Source organism: Streptomyces sp. NPDC026092, from assembly GCF_040638605.1.
Classification (GTDB): Bacteria; Actinomycetota; Actinomycetes; order Streptomycetales; family Streptomycetaceae; genus Streptomyces.
In genome coordinates this window covers 71,166-86,595 of record NZ_JBEZYN010000006.1, presented here as the reverse complement: position 1 = coordinate 86,595, position 15,430 = coordinate 71,166, and the positions used below count along the sequence as shown (strand labels likewise).

Below are 15,430 nucleotides of genomic sequence, written 5' to 3'. Positions count from 1 at the left end.
GCCGTGGACTTTCGGCTGACGGACGACCAGCGGGCGCTGCGGGCAGGGGTACGGAAGCTGCTGGAGGGCCGGTTCGGGCGGGAGGCGCTGCGGGCCGCCGTCGATTCCCAGGCCCTCGACCGGCGGCTGTGGCGGGAGCTGGGCGCGGCGGGGTTCTTCGCGCTGAGGCTGCCGGAGGGGGCGGGGGGTGTGGGGCTCGGCCTTCCGGAGGCGGTGCTCGTCTTCGAGGAGGCGGGGCGGGTGTTGTTGCCGGGGCCGTTGATCGCGACGCACATGGCCGCGGGGGAGGTGGAGGGTGCCGCGGAGGGGGAGGTGGTGGTCGCCGCGGTCGACGGGGGGTTGGTGGAGTGGCTGGACGAGGCGGACGTGGTCGTCGGGGACGTACAGGGAGCCGTGCCCGTGCGGTCGGTGGATCCGCTGACGCCGGTGCATCGGTTGCCCCGCAACGGGGCGGAGGGACGGTTGTCCGCGACGGGAGTGCTGCTCACCGCCGCCGAGCAGCTCGGTGGTGCGGGGCGTACCACCGAGATGGCGGTCTCGTACGCGCGTACGCGGGAGCAGTTCGGGCGGCCGATCGGGTCGTTCCAGGCCGTCAAACACCTCTGTGCGGAGATGCTCGTACGGACGGAGGTGGCGCGGGCGGCGGTGTACGGGGCCGCGGTGACGGGCGACCCCGTCGAGATCGCCGGGGCGAAGCTGCTCGCGGACGAGGCGGCGGTGGCGTGCGCGCGGGACTGCCTGCAGGTGCACGGCGGCATGGGGTTCACCTGGGAGGCGGACGTGCATCTGCACCTCAAGCGGGCCTGGGTGCGGGCCGAGCGGGGCCTTTCGAAGGCGGCGGCCGAGGAGGCGGAGGCGGCCGCGCTGTAGCCGCCCGGTGCGCGGGCGCTCACGGAGCGTCGATATCGGGTTGTGTCCTTCGGGCGGGCCGTCACGGCCCGGAGTCGGGGTTCCGCTCCGGTACTCTCCGTGGGATGCGAGTGGTTGTGAGCCCGGATCGTCCCGGTGTCGCCGAAGAGGTGACCCCGAATCGGGCGATGCCCACCGCTCGTACCCCGTGGAGGCGCTGGACGACCTCCTGTTCGACTCCCCGCAGCGTGCGTCGCACAGTATGGACCACGCGTACTCCTTCGCGCTGGAATATGCCCGAAGCGCTTGTTGCGGTGACTGTACGTCAACCATGCTGTCTCACAAGGGAATCACGTTCCGTGAGTACGTCGCGGAGGCTGATGGCTGTGAGGCGCGAGGCGATGTGTCCGCCGGTTCGGATGGTGTGAGCGGTGCAGGTGCTTCAGGTTCAGTTGGAGGTCGGGCCGGACCCGGCGGAGGTGGGGCGAGCCCGGCGATGGGCGCGCTCGAGGCTCGCCGGGTCGGGCATAGAGGATGACGAGCCGCTGGCCGAGACGCTGGTGCTGCTCATCTCCGAACTCGTGACCAACGCCGTGGTGCACACCGGCTGTCCGGCCGTGCTGCGGATGCTGTTCGGCGCGGGCTGTCCGGAGGCCGGGACGGTACGGGTGGAGGTCGCCGACTCGAGCGACCGGCCGCCGCAGCCCCGGCACGCGCACGGCGAGGACACCAACGGGCGCGGCCTGGAGCTGGTGGACGGCCTGGCCGACCGGTGGGGTTGGCAGCGCGAGGGCGCCGGCAAGAGCATCTGGTGCGAGGTGGACCGGGGCGTGCCGATGAAGCCTCCGACGCCGGCGGGCGGCTCGTCGGTGGGTTCGGTGGCGTCGGCGGCGGGTTCGGTGGCCGGCTCGGCGGGACCGGCTGCCGCCTCGGTGCACTGTTGACGGTTCGTGGCGGTTTGTTCACTCTGGGGTGAGCGATTCGTTGCGAGGGGACGACGAGGGCGGGCCGGTGCGGCCCTCGACGAGTGCGGGTCGTAGCCGGGTGGCGGCGGGTCGTGCCGTGCTCGGGGCGCGCGCGAGTGCGCCGCCACCCGTAGCTCGCAGGCTCACCAGCACAGGCTCACCAGCTCACAGCACGGCGACCGGTGCGACCGGTGTGCCCGTACCGCCCACGAAGGGCTCGGGCATCGCGGAGAGCAGGAACGCGTACTGCTCGCGCTGTGCACAGGCTGTGGACAGACTTTCCAGATTCCAGTTCTGCCCCTGGAGCATCCCCATCTCGACCAGGTCGAGGGCGTGCACGGGCAGCCAGAGGTTCTCGATCTCCGGCGGGAAGATCTCGAAGGTCAGCGTGTCGTTGGCGACGGCGGCGACGTCGTGGGCGTGGAACCACTCGGGCGTACGGACGGAGAGGCCGGGGGACGGGAACGCGTAACCGTGCTTGTCCCCGGCGAGGTACTGCTGGATCTGCCCGGTCCGTACGAGGACGATGTCGCCGGCCCGGACGGAGACCCGGCCGAATTCGGCGGCCTCGTCGAGGTCTTCGGGGGTGACCGCGTGGTCGCCGGGCAGCCGGTCGAGGCCCTTGGCGGCGGCGACATCGAGGAGGACACCGCGGCTGACGATGTGGCGGGCAGTGTGGATGCCGCTGTACTCGGAGCGGCCGTGCGGGGTGATGGTGGCGGCGGGGCGGCCGTTGTAGATCTTGCCGGAGTGCGAGACGTGGGTGAGGGCGTCCCAGTGGGTGGCGGCCTGAAGGCCGAAGGTCACGGCATCGTCGCTGGTGGCGACGGTGCCGGGGCCGAAGAGCTCCTGGTTGATCTGGACCATGACGTGGAGCGGGTTGACCCGGCCGGGGATCATGCCGGTCTGCACGCCGTCCTGCTTGAGGTCGAGGGCGAGGGGGACGCGGTGACCGGAGCGGACGGTGGCGACGGCGTCCCGTACGACGTCGTCGGTGATGAGGTTGAGCGTCCCGATCTCGTCGTCCTGGCCCCAGCGGCCCCAGTTGTTGACGCGCTTGGCGATGTCATGGAATGCGACGGGAAGTTGGGACGGAGGTACTGAAGGTTGGGACGCGGGATCTGACATCGGGGCCTCCGCGGGTCTTGTTCTCCGGTATCTGACGGGTCGTAGAATCCAGCTGACGAACGAATCTAACGGACCGTCAGAAAGTGCGGGAAGGGGCCGGGCGTGGGGAACTTCTTGGCAGGCAAGGTCGTGGCGGTGACGGGCGCGGGGCGCGGGATCGGCCGCGCGGTGGCCCTCGCGTGCGCGGCGGAGGGCGCGAAGGTCGTCGTCAACGACTACGGGGTCTCCATCGAGGGCGGAGAGCCCACGTCGGAGGTCGCGTTGGGGGTGGTGAAGGAGATCGAGGCGGCGGGGGGCTCGGCGGTCGCGGTCGCCGACGACATCTCGACGATGGCGGGCGGACAGCGGATCGTCGATGTCGCGCTCGCGGAGTACGGGCGGATCGACGGGGTCGTGTGCGTGGCGGGGATCCTGCGCGAGCGGATGCTCTTCAACATGTCCGAGGAGGAGTGGGACCCGGTCGTCGCGACGCACCTGAAAGGGACGTTCACGGTCTTCCGGGCGGCGTCGGCGGTGATGCGCAAGCAGGGCGCCGGAACGCTGATCGGCTTCACGAGCGGCAACCACCAGGGGTCCGTCGCGCAGGCGAACTACTCGGCGGCGAAGGGCGGCATCATCTCGCTGGTGCGGAGCGCTGCGCTCGGCCTGCACAAGTACGGGGTCACGGCGAACGCGGTGGCGCCGGTGGCGCGGACGCGGATGTCGGCGAACGTCCCGATGGAGCTGAAGGAGATCGGCGAACCGGAGGACGTGGCGGCACTGGTCGTCTACCTGCTCTCGGACCGGGCCCGCGAGGAACGGATCACGGGCCAGGTCTACACGATCGCGGGCCCGAAGATCGCGGTCTGGGCCCAGCCGCGGGAACTGCGCGCCGGCTACGCGGAGTCCGGCGCCTGGACCCCGGAACGCATCGCGGACTTCCTCCCGGGGACGGTGGGCGTGGACCCGATGCCGATGCTGGCCCGCCTGGAGGAGATGGCGAGGGCGGCAGCGGAGGGGGCCAGGCCCAACGGGTAGCGGTGGGGCGGGGTGGGTGCCGCCCCGGCGGAACGCATGCCCGCAACGGGCGAAGCGGGAGAGGGGAGGTCCCCCTCCCCACGCACATGGGAGGAGCACGGTCATGAGAGGTGTCGTCTACGACGGTAAGCAGGTTCAGGTCGTGCACGACCTGGAGGTTCGGGAGCCCGGTCCCGGGGACGTGCTCGTGCGCGTCGCCGCCGCCGGCCTCTGCCACAGCGATCTCGCCGTCATCGACGGCACCATCCCCTTCCCCGCCCCCGTCGTCCTCGGACACGAAGGCGCCGGAGTCGTCGAGGCCGTCGGCCCCGGCGTCACCCATGTCGCCGAAGGCGACCACGTCGCGCTCTCCACGCTCGCCAACTGCGGCGCCTGCGCCGACTGCGACCGCGGCCGGCCCACCATGTGCCGCAAGGCCATCGGGATGCCCAAGCAGCCCTTCTCCCGCAGCGGCACCGGCCAGCCGCTCTACCAGTTCGCCTCCAACTCCTCCTTCGCCGAACGGACCGTCGTCAAGGCCGTCCAGGCCGTGAAGATCCCCAAGGACATCCCGCTCACCTCCGCCGCCCTCATGGGCTGCGGCGTCCTCACCGGCGTCGGCGCCGTCCTCAACCGCGCCAAGGTCGACCGCGGCGAGACCGTCGTCGTCATCGGCACCGGCGGCATCGGGCTCAACGTCCTCCAGGGCGCCCGGATAGCCGGCGCGCTCACGATCGTGGCCGTCGACACCAACCCCGCCAAGGAGGAGACCGCCCGCCGCTTCGGCGCCACCCACTTCCTGACCTCGGCCGACGGAGACGGCGTACGGGACATCCTCCCCACCGGCGCCGACCACGTCTTCGAGTGCGTCGGCCACGTCGGCCTCGTCCGGCAGGCGATCGACCTGCTCGACCGGCACGGCCAGGCGATCCTCCTCGGCATGACCGCGCCCACCGCCGAGGCGAGCTTCCCGCCCGCCGCGATGTTCCTCGACAAGTCCATCCTCGGCTGCCGCTACGGCTCCTCCCGCCCGCAGAAGGACATCGCGCTCTACGCCGACCTCTACCGCGAGGGCCGCCTCCTCCTCGACGAACTCGTCACCGCCACGTACCCCGTGGAGGAGTTCGCGCGGGCCGCGGAGGACGCCGAGCAGGGCAAGGTCGCCCGGGGGGTGCTGACCTTCTAAGGCGGCGAGGTCTTCACTACGGTCAGGGTCATGGCCTACCGCGACATCGTCACCCGCCCCGTCCTCGTCTGGTCGGCCGTCGCCGTCGCGGCCCGGCTGCCGGTCGCGATGGCGCCGCTCGCGCTCGTGTTCCTGGTCCGCGAGCGGCCCGGCGGCTACACCCTCGGAGCCGTACTGGCCGCCGCGTACGTCCTCGGCGAGATCGTCGCCGCGCCCGTCCTCGGCATCCGCCTCGACGCCGAACGGGCCCGGCCGCACCTCGCCGTCGGCCTCGCGGTCGGCGCCCTCGCCTTCACCGGCCTCGGCCTCGGGCTCGCCGGGACCGCGCACCCCGCCGTCCTCGGCGCCCTCGCCTTCCTCGCGGGCGCAGGCCCCGGCGCCGCCCCCGGCGGGCTGCGCGCCCTGCTCACCGGCATGGTCCCGGAGAAGGCCGTCACCCAGGCCCTCTCCATGGAGTCCGTCCTCACCTTCGGCATCTGGGCCGCCGCCCCCGCCCTCGCGACCGGCCTCGCCCTCGGCGTCGGCCCGGGCGTACCGCTGCTGCTCCAGGGCGGGTTGATGGCCGCCGCCGTCGCCGGGCTCTGGGCGCTGCCCGCCGGCTGGCACGTCGAGTCGAAGGGCGGCCCCGGCGAGCCGATGCGCCGCGTCCTCACCCGCGCCTGGCCCGTCTACGTCACCGGCGCGGCCGGCCTGACCCTGCTCGCCCTCGCCGAACTGATCCTCCCCGCGCTCCTCGAACAGCGGGCGATCGGGATCGGCTGGGCGGGGCCCCTGCTGGCCGGGTTCTCGATCGGCTCGGCGGTCGGCGCGTTCGTGTACGGGCTCCGCAGCGGCTGGCCCGGCTCGCTGCCGGTACAGAGCGCGCTCCTCATCCTGGGCGTCTCCACGGGAGTCGCGCTCGTCGCCGTCCTGCCCTGGGCGGGCGCCATCGCGACCGCGCTCGTCCTCGCCGGCCTGCTCCAGGCCCCGGCGATGCTCTCCCGCAACCTGGCCCTCCGCCAGATCCTGCCGCCGAACGCCCTGGCCGCCGGCTACTCGGTGATGTACGCGGCCGTCGGCGCCGGTTACGCCGCGAGCGGCACCCTCGCCGGCGGCCTCCTGAAGGTCGTCGCCCCCTCCACGGCGATCCTCTGCGGCGTCGCCCTGACCCTGCTCCTGACCGCCATCGGCGCGGCGGGCGAGTGGCGCAGGGCCCGCCTGGACGCGCGTGCGGCGGATGAAGGCGCCCACGACGCGGCATGCCCGGACCGCTCCGGTGCCGACTCCGCGCGTACCGCCGGTGCCTAGGTCGTGTCCGGAGGGGGTGTCTCGTCGATCAGGCCGGGCTCGCCGCCGCACCCGTCCGGAATGTCCGCCGGTACGTCGTCGGTGTGACGCCGATCGCCGACTGGAGGTGGGACCGCAGCGACTGCGGTGTACCGAAGCCGGCGTCGCGGGCGACCTGGTCGACCGGCAGGTCCGTGGACTCCAGGAGGTGGCGGGCCCGTTCGACGCGCTGCTGGGTCAGCCACTGACCGGGGCTGATGCCGACCTCCTCGCGGAAGCGGCGCGTGAACGTCCGTACGCTCATCGACTCCCGCACCGCCAGGTCCCGCAGCACGATCGGCTCGTGCAGATGCGCGAGCGCCCAGGCCCGCGCCGAGGTCGTCGTCGACGCCCCGGCCTCGGGGAGCGGCCGCTCGATGTACTGGGCCTGCCCGCCGTCCCGGTGCGGCGGTACGACGGTCCTGCGGGCGACCTCGTTGGCGACGGCGCTCCCGTGGTCCCGGCGCACGATGTGCAGGCACAGGTCGATCCCGGCCGCGACGCCCGCCGAGGTCAGCACGTCCCCGTCGTCGACGAAGAGGACGTCCGCGTCGACCCGCACCTTCGGGAAGAGCCGCTGGAAGTGCGCGGCCGAGGCCCAGTGCGTGGTGGCGGGCCGCCCGTCGAGGTATCCGGCGGCGGCGAGGACGTACCCGCCCGTGCAGATGGAGACGAGCCGGGTCCCGGGCCGGATGTGCGCGAGCGCGGCCGCGAGCTCGTCGGTCAGCCGGCCCTCGTCGTACACCGGGCCCAGTTCGTACGAGGCGGGCACGACGACCGTGTCCGCGGTGGCGAGCGCCTCCGGGCCGTGCTCCACCTGGATCGCGAAGTCCGCGTCCGTCGGGACCGGGCCCGCGACCGGCGCACAGGTGACGATCTCGTACAGCGGCCGGCCCCCGGCGTCCTTGGCGCGGCCGAAGATCCGGTGGGGAATCCCCAGCTCGAAGGGGAGGAGGCCGGGCAGGGCCAGGACGGCGATACGGTGCGGCACAGAAAATCCCTTGGTGGTCCAGACCATTTGCTGCTAGAAGTCGGAGCCGTGACGACGGACAAGCAGACCGACAGCCGCGACCACTTCGACGAGTACAAGTCCGGCGGTCGGGGTGCCATTCCCGGCACCGTTCCTGTCGAGGCCCCCGCCCTATGGAATCGCGACTTCCGGCTCTTCTTCGTGGCCCGCGCCGCCGCCGTCTTCGGCGAGGGCATGGTGCCCGTCGCCCTCGCCGCCGGACTGCTCGGCGCCGGGTACCCCGGCTCCTCCGTCGGCTACGCCCTCGGCGCCTGGATCGGGCCCTTCGCGCTGTTCGTCATCGTCGGCGGGGTCCTTGCCGACCGGTTCACAGCCCGCCGGATGATGGTCCTCGCCGACCTGATGCGGCTGCCCGGCGCGGCAGTCCTCGCCGTCGCCTTCGCCCTCGGCAGCCCGCCCCTCTGGGCGGTGTACGCGCTGAGCGCCCTCAGCGGCATCGGCGCCGCGCTCTTCCAGCCCGGAGTCGCGTCCACGATCCCGCGCATCGCCCCCGACGTGCAGCGCGCCAACGCCGTGCTGCGGGTCGTCGAGTCGCTGATGACCATGGCGGGCCCGGCCGTCGCGGGCGTCCTCGTCGCGCTCACCGGCGGCGCGGGCGCCGCCTTCGGTCTCAACGGCGCGACCTTCGCCGTCAGCGCGGTCTGTCTCACCCTGATGCGGCTCCCCGCCCTGCCCGCCGACTCGGTCCGGCGCGGCTCGCTGCGGGCCGAGATGGCCGTCGGCTGGCGGGAGTTCACGGCCCGGAGGTGGCTGTGGGGCGTGATCGCGATCTGGACGGTGTACGGGTTCACGGTCGCCGGGCCGATGGTGCCGCTGACCGCGACCCTGGTGACCGGCGACCACGGCTCGGCCACGTACGGCTGGCTGATGGCCGTCGCGGGCGCGGGCAACGCGGCCGGCGGGCTGCTCGCCCTGCGGCTGCGGCCCCGCCGCCCGCTCGCTGCGGGCGCGGTCGCCCTGCTCGGCCTGCCGGTCAACCTCGCCCTGCTCGGCTTCGGCGCGCCCGTCGCCGTACTCGCGCTCGGGCAGGTCCTGGGCGGCGCGGCCTTCGCGTTCTGGCTGGTGATGTGGTCGACCTCGGTCCAGACGCACGTTCCGCAGGACGCGCTGAACCGGATGCACGCGTACGAAGTGGCGGGCTCGCTCCTGATGATGGCCGCGGGCCGGGCGCTCGCGGGCCCGGTCGCGGAGGCGGTCGGCACGGAGCAGGTTCTGCTGGCGGGGGCGGTGATCGCGGTCCTGGTGGTCGTGGCCCTGCTGGTGGTCCGGCCGATCAGGACGCTGCCCCGGGCGTAGCCGGACGCTGCCCCGGGCGTAGCCAGGGCGTGGCCCCCGCGACTGCCGGTACGGTCCCCGCATGTCTGAAGTCCGGTTGACCACGCCCTCGTACCTCGTGCTCGGCATCATCGACAAGCTCGGCGAGGCCAGCCCGTACGACGTGAAGGTGGAGGCGGCGCGCACGGTGGCGCCCTTCTGGTCGATGCCGCACGCGCAGGTCTACGCCCAGTGCGACCGCCTCGTGGAGGCCGGTCTGCTCTCCGAGGCGCGGCAGCCGGGCGGGCGGAACCGGCGCCTGATGCGGCTCACGGAGGCGGGTGCGGAGGCCCTGGCCGGCTGGCTCGCCGACCCCGCGTTCGTCCCGGTCGAGGCGCGCGAACGGGGCATCCTCAAGCTCTGGTTCGGGGCGAGCCCGCGCGTGCACGCCCCGGTCCAGGTCGAGGAGCACCGGCGGACCCTGGACGAGTACGAGGGGCTCGCGGCGAGCGTGGGGGAGCTGCTGACGCGCGGGCAGCGGGAGGCGCTGGAGTTCGGCATCCGGTACGAGCGGATGATGGTCGATTTCTGGCAGTGGGTGGAAGAGCGCGAGTCGTGACCTTCGTGTCCTGACCTCTGTGCAGACCGTTGACCGCCGGTAACACCCGCCTCTACCTTCCTCCATAGTCCAGAAAGGACTATCCGCGAAGGCGCGAGGGAGCGGCTGATGGATGTGCGGTGGGGGAGGGTCGCCGTCGTCGCGGTGACCGTGAGCTGTGTGGCGTACGCGCCGGTCGCCATGACCCAGTTGTGGCCGTACGCCTCGCCCGGGGCGCCCGCCTTCGGCGAGTGGATCATGGGCCGGATGGTGTCGCCGGAGTACGTCGCCGAGGTCGTGAAGGACCGGATCGGACCGTACGGCCGCAGCCTCGTCCCGCTGATCGTCCACTCGGTCCTGGGCGGCCTGCTCATGCTGCTCGGCCCGGTCCAGTACCTCTCGGCCGTCCGCCGCAGGCGCCGGCTGCACCGGGTCGCCGGGACCGTGTTCGCGGTCACCGTGTACGCCTCGATGGCGGGCGCCGCGCTCTATCTGGCCCGTACGGCACCTGAGGACGCGTTCAGCGGCGCCGCGTTCTGGGTCGTCCTCGCCACGATCCTCGTCGGCACCGTGGGCAGCGTGACCCTCGGCGTCCTCGCGGCCCTCGCCCGCTTCCCGGACCTGCACCAGCGGTGGATGCTGCTCTGCTACGGCTACCTGATGACCGCGCCCCTGCTCCGGCTCGAATGGGGCGGCCTGCCCTGGCTGTTCCCCGGTCTCTCCATGGCCGAGATCAACCGGATCGCGGTCATGCACCTGGGCTCCGTGGTCGTGTTCGGGGCGCTGCTCGCCTCGCGCGCCCTCGACCGGCGGACCACCGTCCCCGGCGTCGAGGGCACCTGGTGCCCGACGCCCGTCCTCGTCGCCGCGCACGTGGCGGGCGCGGCGGGGCTCGCCTGGATCACCTTCGCCCTCCTGGACGGCCCGGGGCCGGAGGGGCCTCGGCTGCTCCTCGGGTACCTGGTCCCGTACGCCGTGACGTACGCGGTCATGGCCGCCCGGCACGTGCGCGCGGGGCGGCGGGGCGCCGCGTGGCCGCGCGAGGAGTGGCGGCTGCACCTCGCCGCGCTCTGCCTGGCCCCGGTGTTCTCGGCGGGCGCGACCCTCGTACTGGAACGGCTCGTCCACCTCGACGCGTGGACGTCCCTCGTCGCGGGCGTGGCCATCGGCTGCGGGGTCATGGCGTTCGCGGCGACCTGGATGGTGAGCCTGCGGGTGATGCACGGCCGCGAGGTGCTCGCGCGGCGGAAGCGGCCGCGGGCGGGGGAGGACGCGGGGACGGCGGGGACGGCGGAGGCGGCGGAGGCGGCGGGTACGGCGGAGGCGGCGGAGGGTGCGGTGAAGGCATGACCCGAGCGGGGAGTGCGGGGCGCGAACTGGCCCCGGGCATCGTGCTGTTGGCGAACGTCGTGGCCGTCGTGAGCCTCATGGCGGGCGCGCTTCTCGCCGTCGCGAGCATGGTCGGGTACGCGGCCGGTGCCTGGACCTCTCCCGAGGCGCTCAGCCCCGGGCTCGTCGGGGCGGCGATGGTGGGCGTGGCGCCCGCGCTGTTCACGGTCGGCCGGGCGCGCGTCTGGGAGGAGGCGCGGACGCTCGTCCTGCCCCTGGCGGTCGTGCTCGTGGGCCTGTTCGTGGTGAGCGTGGTCAACGGCGAGGCGCTGTGGGTGGCGCGGGGCGGCTCGCTCTTCCTCGTCCTCTTCAGCCTCGGCTGGGTCGCGACGCTCGGGGCGCTCGCCGCCTGGGCGGTGCTGTGTCTCGTACTCCAGTACCGGCGCCCGCGGTCCGGGCCACCGGAGCGCGCGGCCCCGCTCCCCGGCTGGTCGAAGCCGGCGCTCGCGGTCCTCGGCTCGGGGTGGTCGGGCATCGGCGCGGGCCTGCTGGTCCTTCCGGGCTTCTGGTCCGCCTTCGTGCCGTGGCCGGTGAACCGCGCCGACGCGCAGGGCCTGGGGGTGTGGGCGCTCTCGCTCGGAGTCGGCGTGCTCGGCGCGCTGGCCGAGGACGACCTGGCCCGCCTCCGCCCGGCCCTGCTCGCCGTCCCCTCCGTGGCGCTCGCGGCGGGCGCGGTCCTCGCCGTCCACGCGCCGGACGTGCGGTGGTCGTCGGGCCCGGGGCTCTCACTGGTGGTGCTGCTCGCGGGCCTGCTGGTGACCGGGGTGACGGGCAGGATGCTGTGGGGACGGGCAACGGCCGAACGGGCGGCCTGATGTCCCGATCCTTGCGAAAGCTGTCATTCGGGCCAATGGTGGGGAGGGGTGCGTCCCAGGAAGCTGTGTGACGTGCCCCAGACAACCAACACCAACGCGCCGCTCACCCCCGCCCCCGCCCCCACCCCCACCTCCAAGTCCTCCCGCACACCCCGCATCCACCGCGCGTGGTTCGTCGCGGTCGTCACCTTCGTCACGATCATCGGGGCGGCGGCCTTCGCCTCGCTGCCGGGGCTGCTGATCGAGCCGCTGCACGGCGAGTTCGACTGGTCGCGCGGCACGATCGGCTTCGCGGTGTCGGTGAACCTCGCGCTCTACGGCCTGACGGCACCGTTCGCCGCCGCGCTGATGGACCGCTTCGGCATCCGCAAGGTCGTCGCGGTCGCGCTGAGCGTGATCGCGCTCGGCTCGGTGCTCACGGTGTGGATGACGGAACCGTGGCAACTCGTCCTGTACTGGGGCATCCTGGTCGGTCTCGGCAGCGGCTCCATGGCGCTCGCGTTCGCGGCGACGGTGACGAACCGGTGGTTCGTGGCGCGGCGCGGTCTGGTGACCGGGATCCTGACGGCGGCCGGCGCGTCGGGCCAGCTGGTCTTCCTGCCGCTGCTCTCCTGGCTGGTCGAGAACGAGGGCTGGCGCCCGGCGGCCGTGACCGTCGCGCTCTCCGCCCTCGCGGTCGTCCCCTTCGTCTGGCTGCTGCTCCGTGACCACCCCGCGGACGTGGGCCTCGCCCCGTACGGCGGGGAGTACGTCCCGAAGCCCGCCCCGGTCACGGGCGCGGCGCGGCGGGCCGTGACCGTCCTCCTCAAGGCGGCCCGTACGGGCCCGTTCTGGCTCCTCGCCGGTACGTTCGCGATCTGCGGGGCCTCGACGAACGGCCTGGTGAAGACCCACTTCGTACCGGCCGCCCACGACCACGGCATGCCGATCACCGCGGCGGCCGGGCTGCTCGCCGTGATCGGGGTCTTCGACGTCGTCGGCACGATCGCCTCGGGCTGGTTCACGGACCGCTTCGAAGCGCGCCGCCTGCTGGCGGTGTACTACGCGCTGCGGGGCGTGTCCCTGCTCTTCCTGCCGATGCTGCTCGCGCCGACGGTCCACCCGCCGATGCTCTTCTTCATCGTCTTCTACGGCCTTGACTGGGTGGCCACCGTCCCGCCGACGATCGCCCTGTGCCGCGAGCACTACGGCGAGGACAGCGCGATCGTCTTCGGCTGGGTCCTCGCCTCCCACCAGGTCGGCGCCGCGGCCGTCGCCTTCGCGGGCGGCGTGGCCCGTGACGTCTTCGGCTCCTACGACGTCGTCTGGTACGCCTCGGGCGCCCTCTGCGCGGCAGCGGCCCTGATGGCCCTGGTCATCCGCCGCCGGCCCACTTTGGTCACCGAGGCGGGTCCTCGCCCGTGAGCCCGTCGACGGATTCGCGGATGAGGTCGGCGTGACCGGCGTGGCGGGCGTACTCCTCGACGAGGTCCAGGAGGATGCGGCGGAGGTTGGGGCGTTCGCCGCTCCGGGTGGTGAAGGCGCCGAGCTGGTCGAGGCCGCCCGTGCTGAGCGCCTCGTCGACGACGGCACGGGAACGGGCGACCGACTCCCGCCAGAGGGTGAGCAGCTGCCCGGGGGAGTCGTCGGCGGCGGAACGGTAGTCCCAGTCGGGCGTGGTCTCCCAGTCGACGGCGTCCCAGGGCGCGCCGACGGGCGTGCCGAGCCACAGCCGGGCGAAGTGACTGTCCTCGATGTGCGCCAGGTGCTTGAGCAGGCCGCCCAGCGTGACGGCGGACGCGCCGACGGTGGCGCGCAGGCCGGCGGAGTCCAGGCCGGAGCACTTCCAGGCCAGCGTGGCCCGCTGGCGTTCGAGCGCACCGAGGACGGCAGCCGCCTCACTGCCGGCGAGCGGGGGTTCGGGCCAGGTCTCGGTCGTGGGCTCGGTCATGGCTTCGGTCGTGTTCTCGGTCATGGACGCCGACCCTAGCCAGGGCTCCGATCGCCGCGCAGCCACCAGGAGTTCGTCTTGCCGATGCTCGGCCCGGGCCAGGGCGGAAGATATGGTTCGCGCCATGGACATACCCGACTGGGCTGTATGGATCGCCCTCGGCCTGGCCGTCTTCCAGGCCCTCGGCCTCGTCACCGTCGTCCGCCGGCTGCGCGGAGCCGACGCCGCGGCGCGCACCGGGGCACGGCTCGATCTGCTGGACACCGTCGGCGGCATGGTGCTCTTCGCCGGCGTGATGCTGGCCCTGCTGGTGGGGGACCGCTGGTTCTGGCTCACCCTCGTCGGCGCCGCGGTCATCGGCGTCGGCTACGCCGTGAAGGGCGTGCTCCTGCTCCGCTCCCGCCGCCGGCCCGCGGCCTGAGGTTCTAGCCGCTGAACCGCCCGAACCGCCCCCGGTGGAACAGCAACGGCTCGCCCTCGCCCGCGCCCAGGGCCTCCACCCGGCCCACCACGATCAGGTGGTCGCCGCCCGTGTGGACGGTGGCGATCGTGCAGTCGATCCAGGCCGGGGCGCCGGCCAGGCGGGGGGAGCCCGTCGCCGGGGCGGCGTCGTAGGGCACCCCCGCGAACTTGTCCGCGCCGCTCTTCGCGAAGCCCAGGCACAGCTCCCGCTGGTCCGCGCCCAGGACGTTCACGCAGAAGACCCCCGCCCGGGCGAGCCGGGGCCAGGTCGTCGACGTACGGGCGACCATGAAGGCCACCAGGGGCGGGTCGAGGGAGAGCGACGCGAAGGACTGGCAGGCGAAGCCGGTCGGGCCGTCGGGATCGAGGGCCGTCACGACGGTGACCCCGCTCGCGAAGTGCCCGAGGACGCGCCGGAACTCGGCGGGGTCCACGAGCAGCCGCTCGTCCTCCCCGACCGCCCGCAGCCGGGGCCGCGGGAGCGCTTCGACGGCCGTCGGCGATCCGGCCGACCTGAGGTATCGGACGGCGGTGGCCGCCATCCCAGCGTGTCCCATCATGTCCCCCATTGAAGCTGACGATCCGTCAGATAGGAACCCGTGTGCCGAGGGGGCCCCGTCCACCGCATGGCGGGTACAGGGCCGTGTTGATCGGGTGAACCGGTCGAGGCGCCCGTGATCCGGCCGCCACGTGCCGCGTTGCCGACGACCTCCGGGCCCTGACTCGGGGACGGCTCAACGCCCCTCGTACCGAGCCGTCCTCCGCTCCACGAAGCTCGCCACGCCCTCGTTCGCGTCCCGGGTCGTCATGTTGATCTCCTGCGCCGCCGCCTCCGCCGCGAAGGCGGCGGTGCGGTCGGAGTCCAGGGAGGCGTTCACCAGCTGCTTCGTGAGCGCGAGCGCCCGCGTCGGGCCCTGGGCCAGGCGTTCGGCCCATTCCCGCGCGGTCTTCTCCAGCTCCTCGGCCGGCACCACCCGGTTCACCAGGCCCAGTTCCCTGGCCTCGGGCGCCGTCACCGCGTCGCCGAAGAACATCAGCTCCTTCGCCCGCTGCGGCCCGATCAGCCGGGGCAGCAGGTACGCCCCGCCGCCGTCCGGTACGAGGCCACGGCGTACGAACACCTCGATGAACCTGGCCGGTTCCGCCGCGAGCACCAGGTCGCACGCGAACGCCAGGTGCGCCCCGATCCCGGCCGCCGTCCCGTTGACCGCCGCGATCACCGGCTTCTCGCAGTCCATGACCGCCGCGATGAACCGTTGCGCCCCCAGCCGGATCGTCCGCGCCACGTCCCCCGGGACACGGTCCCCGGACGCGGGCGTGCCCCGCAGGTCCGCGCCCGCGCAGAAGCCCCGGCCCGTGGCCGTCAGGACCACCGCCCGTACGTCCGGGTCGGCCGAGGCCTCCCCGAGCAGCGCGATGATCCGCTCCCGCTGGTCCCAGGTGACCGCGTTCATCGCCTCGGGCCGGTTGAGCGTGATCCACGAGACGCCGTTCTCGACGGTGTGCAGGACGTCGGTCATGAA

The 15,430-nt window shown here is 73.3% G+C and carries 16 protein-coding genes; 11 read left to right on the top strand and 5 right to left on the bottom strand.

The genetic code is table 11. The features are described from left to right. Positions 1–3: 3 nt before the first annotated feature. Both AB0F56_RS11705 and AB0F56_RS11700 read left to right on the top strand, forming a co-directional pair. Positions 4–870, top strand: coding sequence for an acyl-CoA dehydrogenase family protein (locus AB0F56_RS11705; RefSeq protein ID WP_362007133.1), 867 nt, complete (start codon positions 4–6; stop codon positions 868–870). 410 nt (positions 871–1,280) lie between these two features. Beyond that, complete coding sequence (locus tag AB0F56_RS11700) at positions 1,281–1,793, top strand: ATP-binding protein (RefSeq protein ID WP_362007130.1); 513 nt, start codon at positions 1,281–1,283, stop codon at positions 1,791–1,793. A gap of 186 nt (positions 1,794–1,979) precedes the next feature. On the opposite strand, the gene AB0F56_RS11695 is transcribed toward AB0F56_RS11700, so the two are convergent. After that, on the bottom strand, positions 1,980–2,942 hold the full coding sequence (locus AB0F56_RS11695; protein ID WP_362007128.1) for a cyclase family protein: 963 nt from the start codon (positions 2,940–2,942) through the stop codon (positions 1,980–1,982). Between the two features lie 102 nt (positions 2,943–3,044). Here AB0F56_RS11695 and AB0F56_RS11690 point away from each other — a divergent pair, with 102 nt between their 5' ends. The 3 genes from AB0F56_RS11690 (at position 3,045) to AB0F56_RS11680 (ending at position 6,411) form a co-directional block, all read left to right on the top strand. Beyond that, complete coding sequence (locus AB0F56_RS11690) at positions 3,045–3,959, top strand: SDR family oxidoreductase (protein ID WP_362007126.1); 915 nt, start codon at positions 3,045–3,047, stop codon at positions 3,957–3,959. Between the two features lie 103 nt (positions 3,960–4,062). Further along, the gene (locus AB0F56_RS11685; RefSeq protein ID WP_362007124.1) at positions 4,063–5,124 is read left to right on the top strand and encodes a Zn-dependent alcohol dehydrogenase; all 1,062 of its coding nucleotides are present in this window, start codon (positions 4,063–4,065) and stop codon (positions 5,122–5,124) included. A gap of 30 nt (positions 5,125–5,154) precedes the next feature. Then, the gene (locus AB0F56_RS11680; protein WP_362007123.1) at positions 5,155–6,411 is read left to right on the top strand and encodes an MFS transporter; all 1,257 of its coding nucleotides are present in this window, start codon (positions 5,155–5,157) and stop codon (positions 6,409–6,411) included. A 28-nt stretch (positions 6,412–6,439) separates the two neighbouring features. Here AB0F56_RS11680 and AB0F56_RS11675 read toward each other — a convergent pair whose 3' ends face one another. Further along, a complete protein-coding gene (locus AB0F56_RS11675; RefSeq protein WP_362007120.1) occupies positions 6,440–7,447 on the bottom strand; it encodes a helix-turn-helix domain-containing protein in 1,008 nt (335 codons plus the stop codon). A gap of 90 nt (positions 7,448–7,537) precedes the next feature. Here AB0F56_RS11675 and AB0F56_RS11670 point away from each other — a divergent pair, with 90 nt between their 5' ends. The 5 genes from AB0F56_RS11670 to AB0F56_RS11650 all read left to right on the top strand — a co-directional run bounded on the left by AB0F56_RS11670 (position 7,538) and on the right by AB0F56_RS11650 (position 12,919). Next, positions 7,538–8,755: an MFS transporter gene (locus tag AB0F56_RS11670; RefSeq protein ID WP_362007861.1), complete on the top strand. Its 1,218-nt coding sequence runs from the start codon at positions 7,538–7,540 to the stop codon at positions 8,753–8,755. Between the two features lie 61 nt (positions 8,756–8,816). Further along, a complete protein-coding gene (locus AB0F56_RS11665; protein WP_362007118.1) occupies positions 8,817–9,332 on the top strand; it encodes a helix-turn-helix transcriptional regulator in 516 nt (171 codons plus the stop codon). Between the two features lie 108 nt (positions 9,333–9,440). Next, complete coding sequence (locus tag AB0F56_RS11660; protein ID WP_362007116.1) at positions 9,441–10,661, top strand: DUF2306 domain-containing protein; 1,221 nt, start codon at positions 9,441–9,443, stop codon at positions 10,659–10,661. Beyond that, complete coding sequence (locus AB0F56_RS11655; protein ID WP_362007114.1) at positions 10,658–11,515, top strand: hypothetical protein; 858 nt, start codon at positions 10,658–10,660, stop codon at positions 11,513–11,515. Before AB0F56_RS11660 ends, AB0F56_RS11655 begins: the two co-directional genes overlap by 4 nt. A 156-nt stretch (positions 11,516–11,671) precedes the next feature. Then, a complete protein-coding gene (locus AB0F56_RS11650) occupies positions 11,672–12,919 on the top strand; it encodes an MFS transporter (protein ID WP_362007858.1) in 1,248 nt (415 codons plus the stop codon). Here AB0F56_RS11650 and AB0F56_RS11645 read toward each other — a convergent pair. Continuing rightward, positions 12,894–13,445, bottom strand: coding sequence for a DinB family protein (locus AB0F56_RS11645; RefSeq protein WP_362007855.1), 552 nt, complete (start codon positions 13,443–13,445; stop codon positions 12,894–12,896). The two genes, AB0F56_RS11650 and AB0F56_RS11645, sit on opposite strands and share 26 nt — an antisense overlap. Positions 13,446–13,569: 124 nt before the next feature. Between AB0F56_RS11645 and AB0F56_RS11640 the strand changes: the two genes are divergently transcribed. After that, on the top strand, positions 13,570–13,866 hold the full coding sequence (locus AB0F56_RS11640; protein WP_362007112.1) for a hypothetical protein: 297 nt from the start codon (positions 13,570–13,572) through the stop codon (positions 13,864–13,866). 4 nt (positions 13,867–13,870) lie between these two features. On the opposite strand, the gene AB0F56_RS11635 is transcribed toward AB0F56_RS11640, so the two are convergent. Both AB0F56_RS11635 and AB0F56_RS11630 read right to left on the bottom strand, forming a co-directional pair. Further along, the gene (locus AB0F56_RS11635; RefSeq protein WP_362007853.1) at positions 13,871–14,449 is read right to left on the bottom strand and encodes a flavin reductase family protein; all 579 of its coding nucleotides are present in this window, start codon (positions 14,447–14,449) and stop codon (positions 13,871–13,873) included. A gap of 192 nt (positions 14,450–14,641) precedes the next feature. Next, entirely contained in the window at positions 14,642–15,427 is a 786-nt protein-coding gene (locus tag AB0F56_RS11630; protein WP_362007109.1) for an enoyl-CoA hydratase-related protein, read from the bottom strand. Positions 15,428–15,430 lie beyond the last annotated feature (3 nt).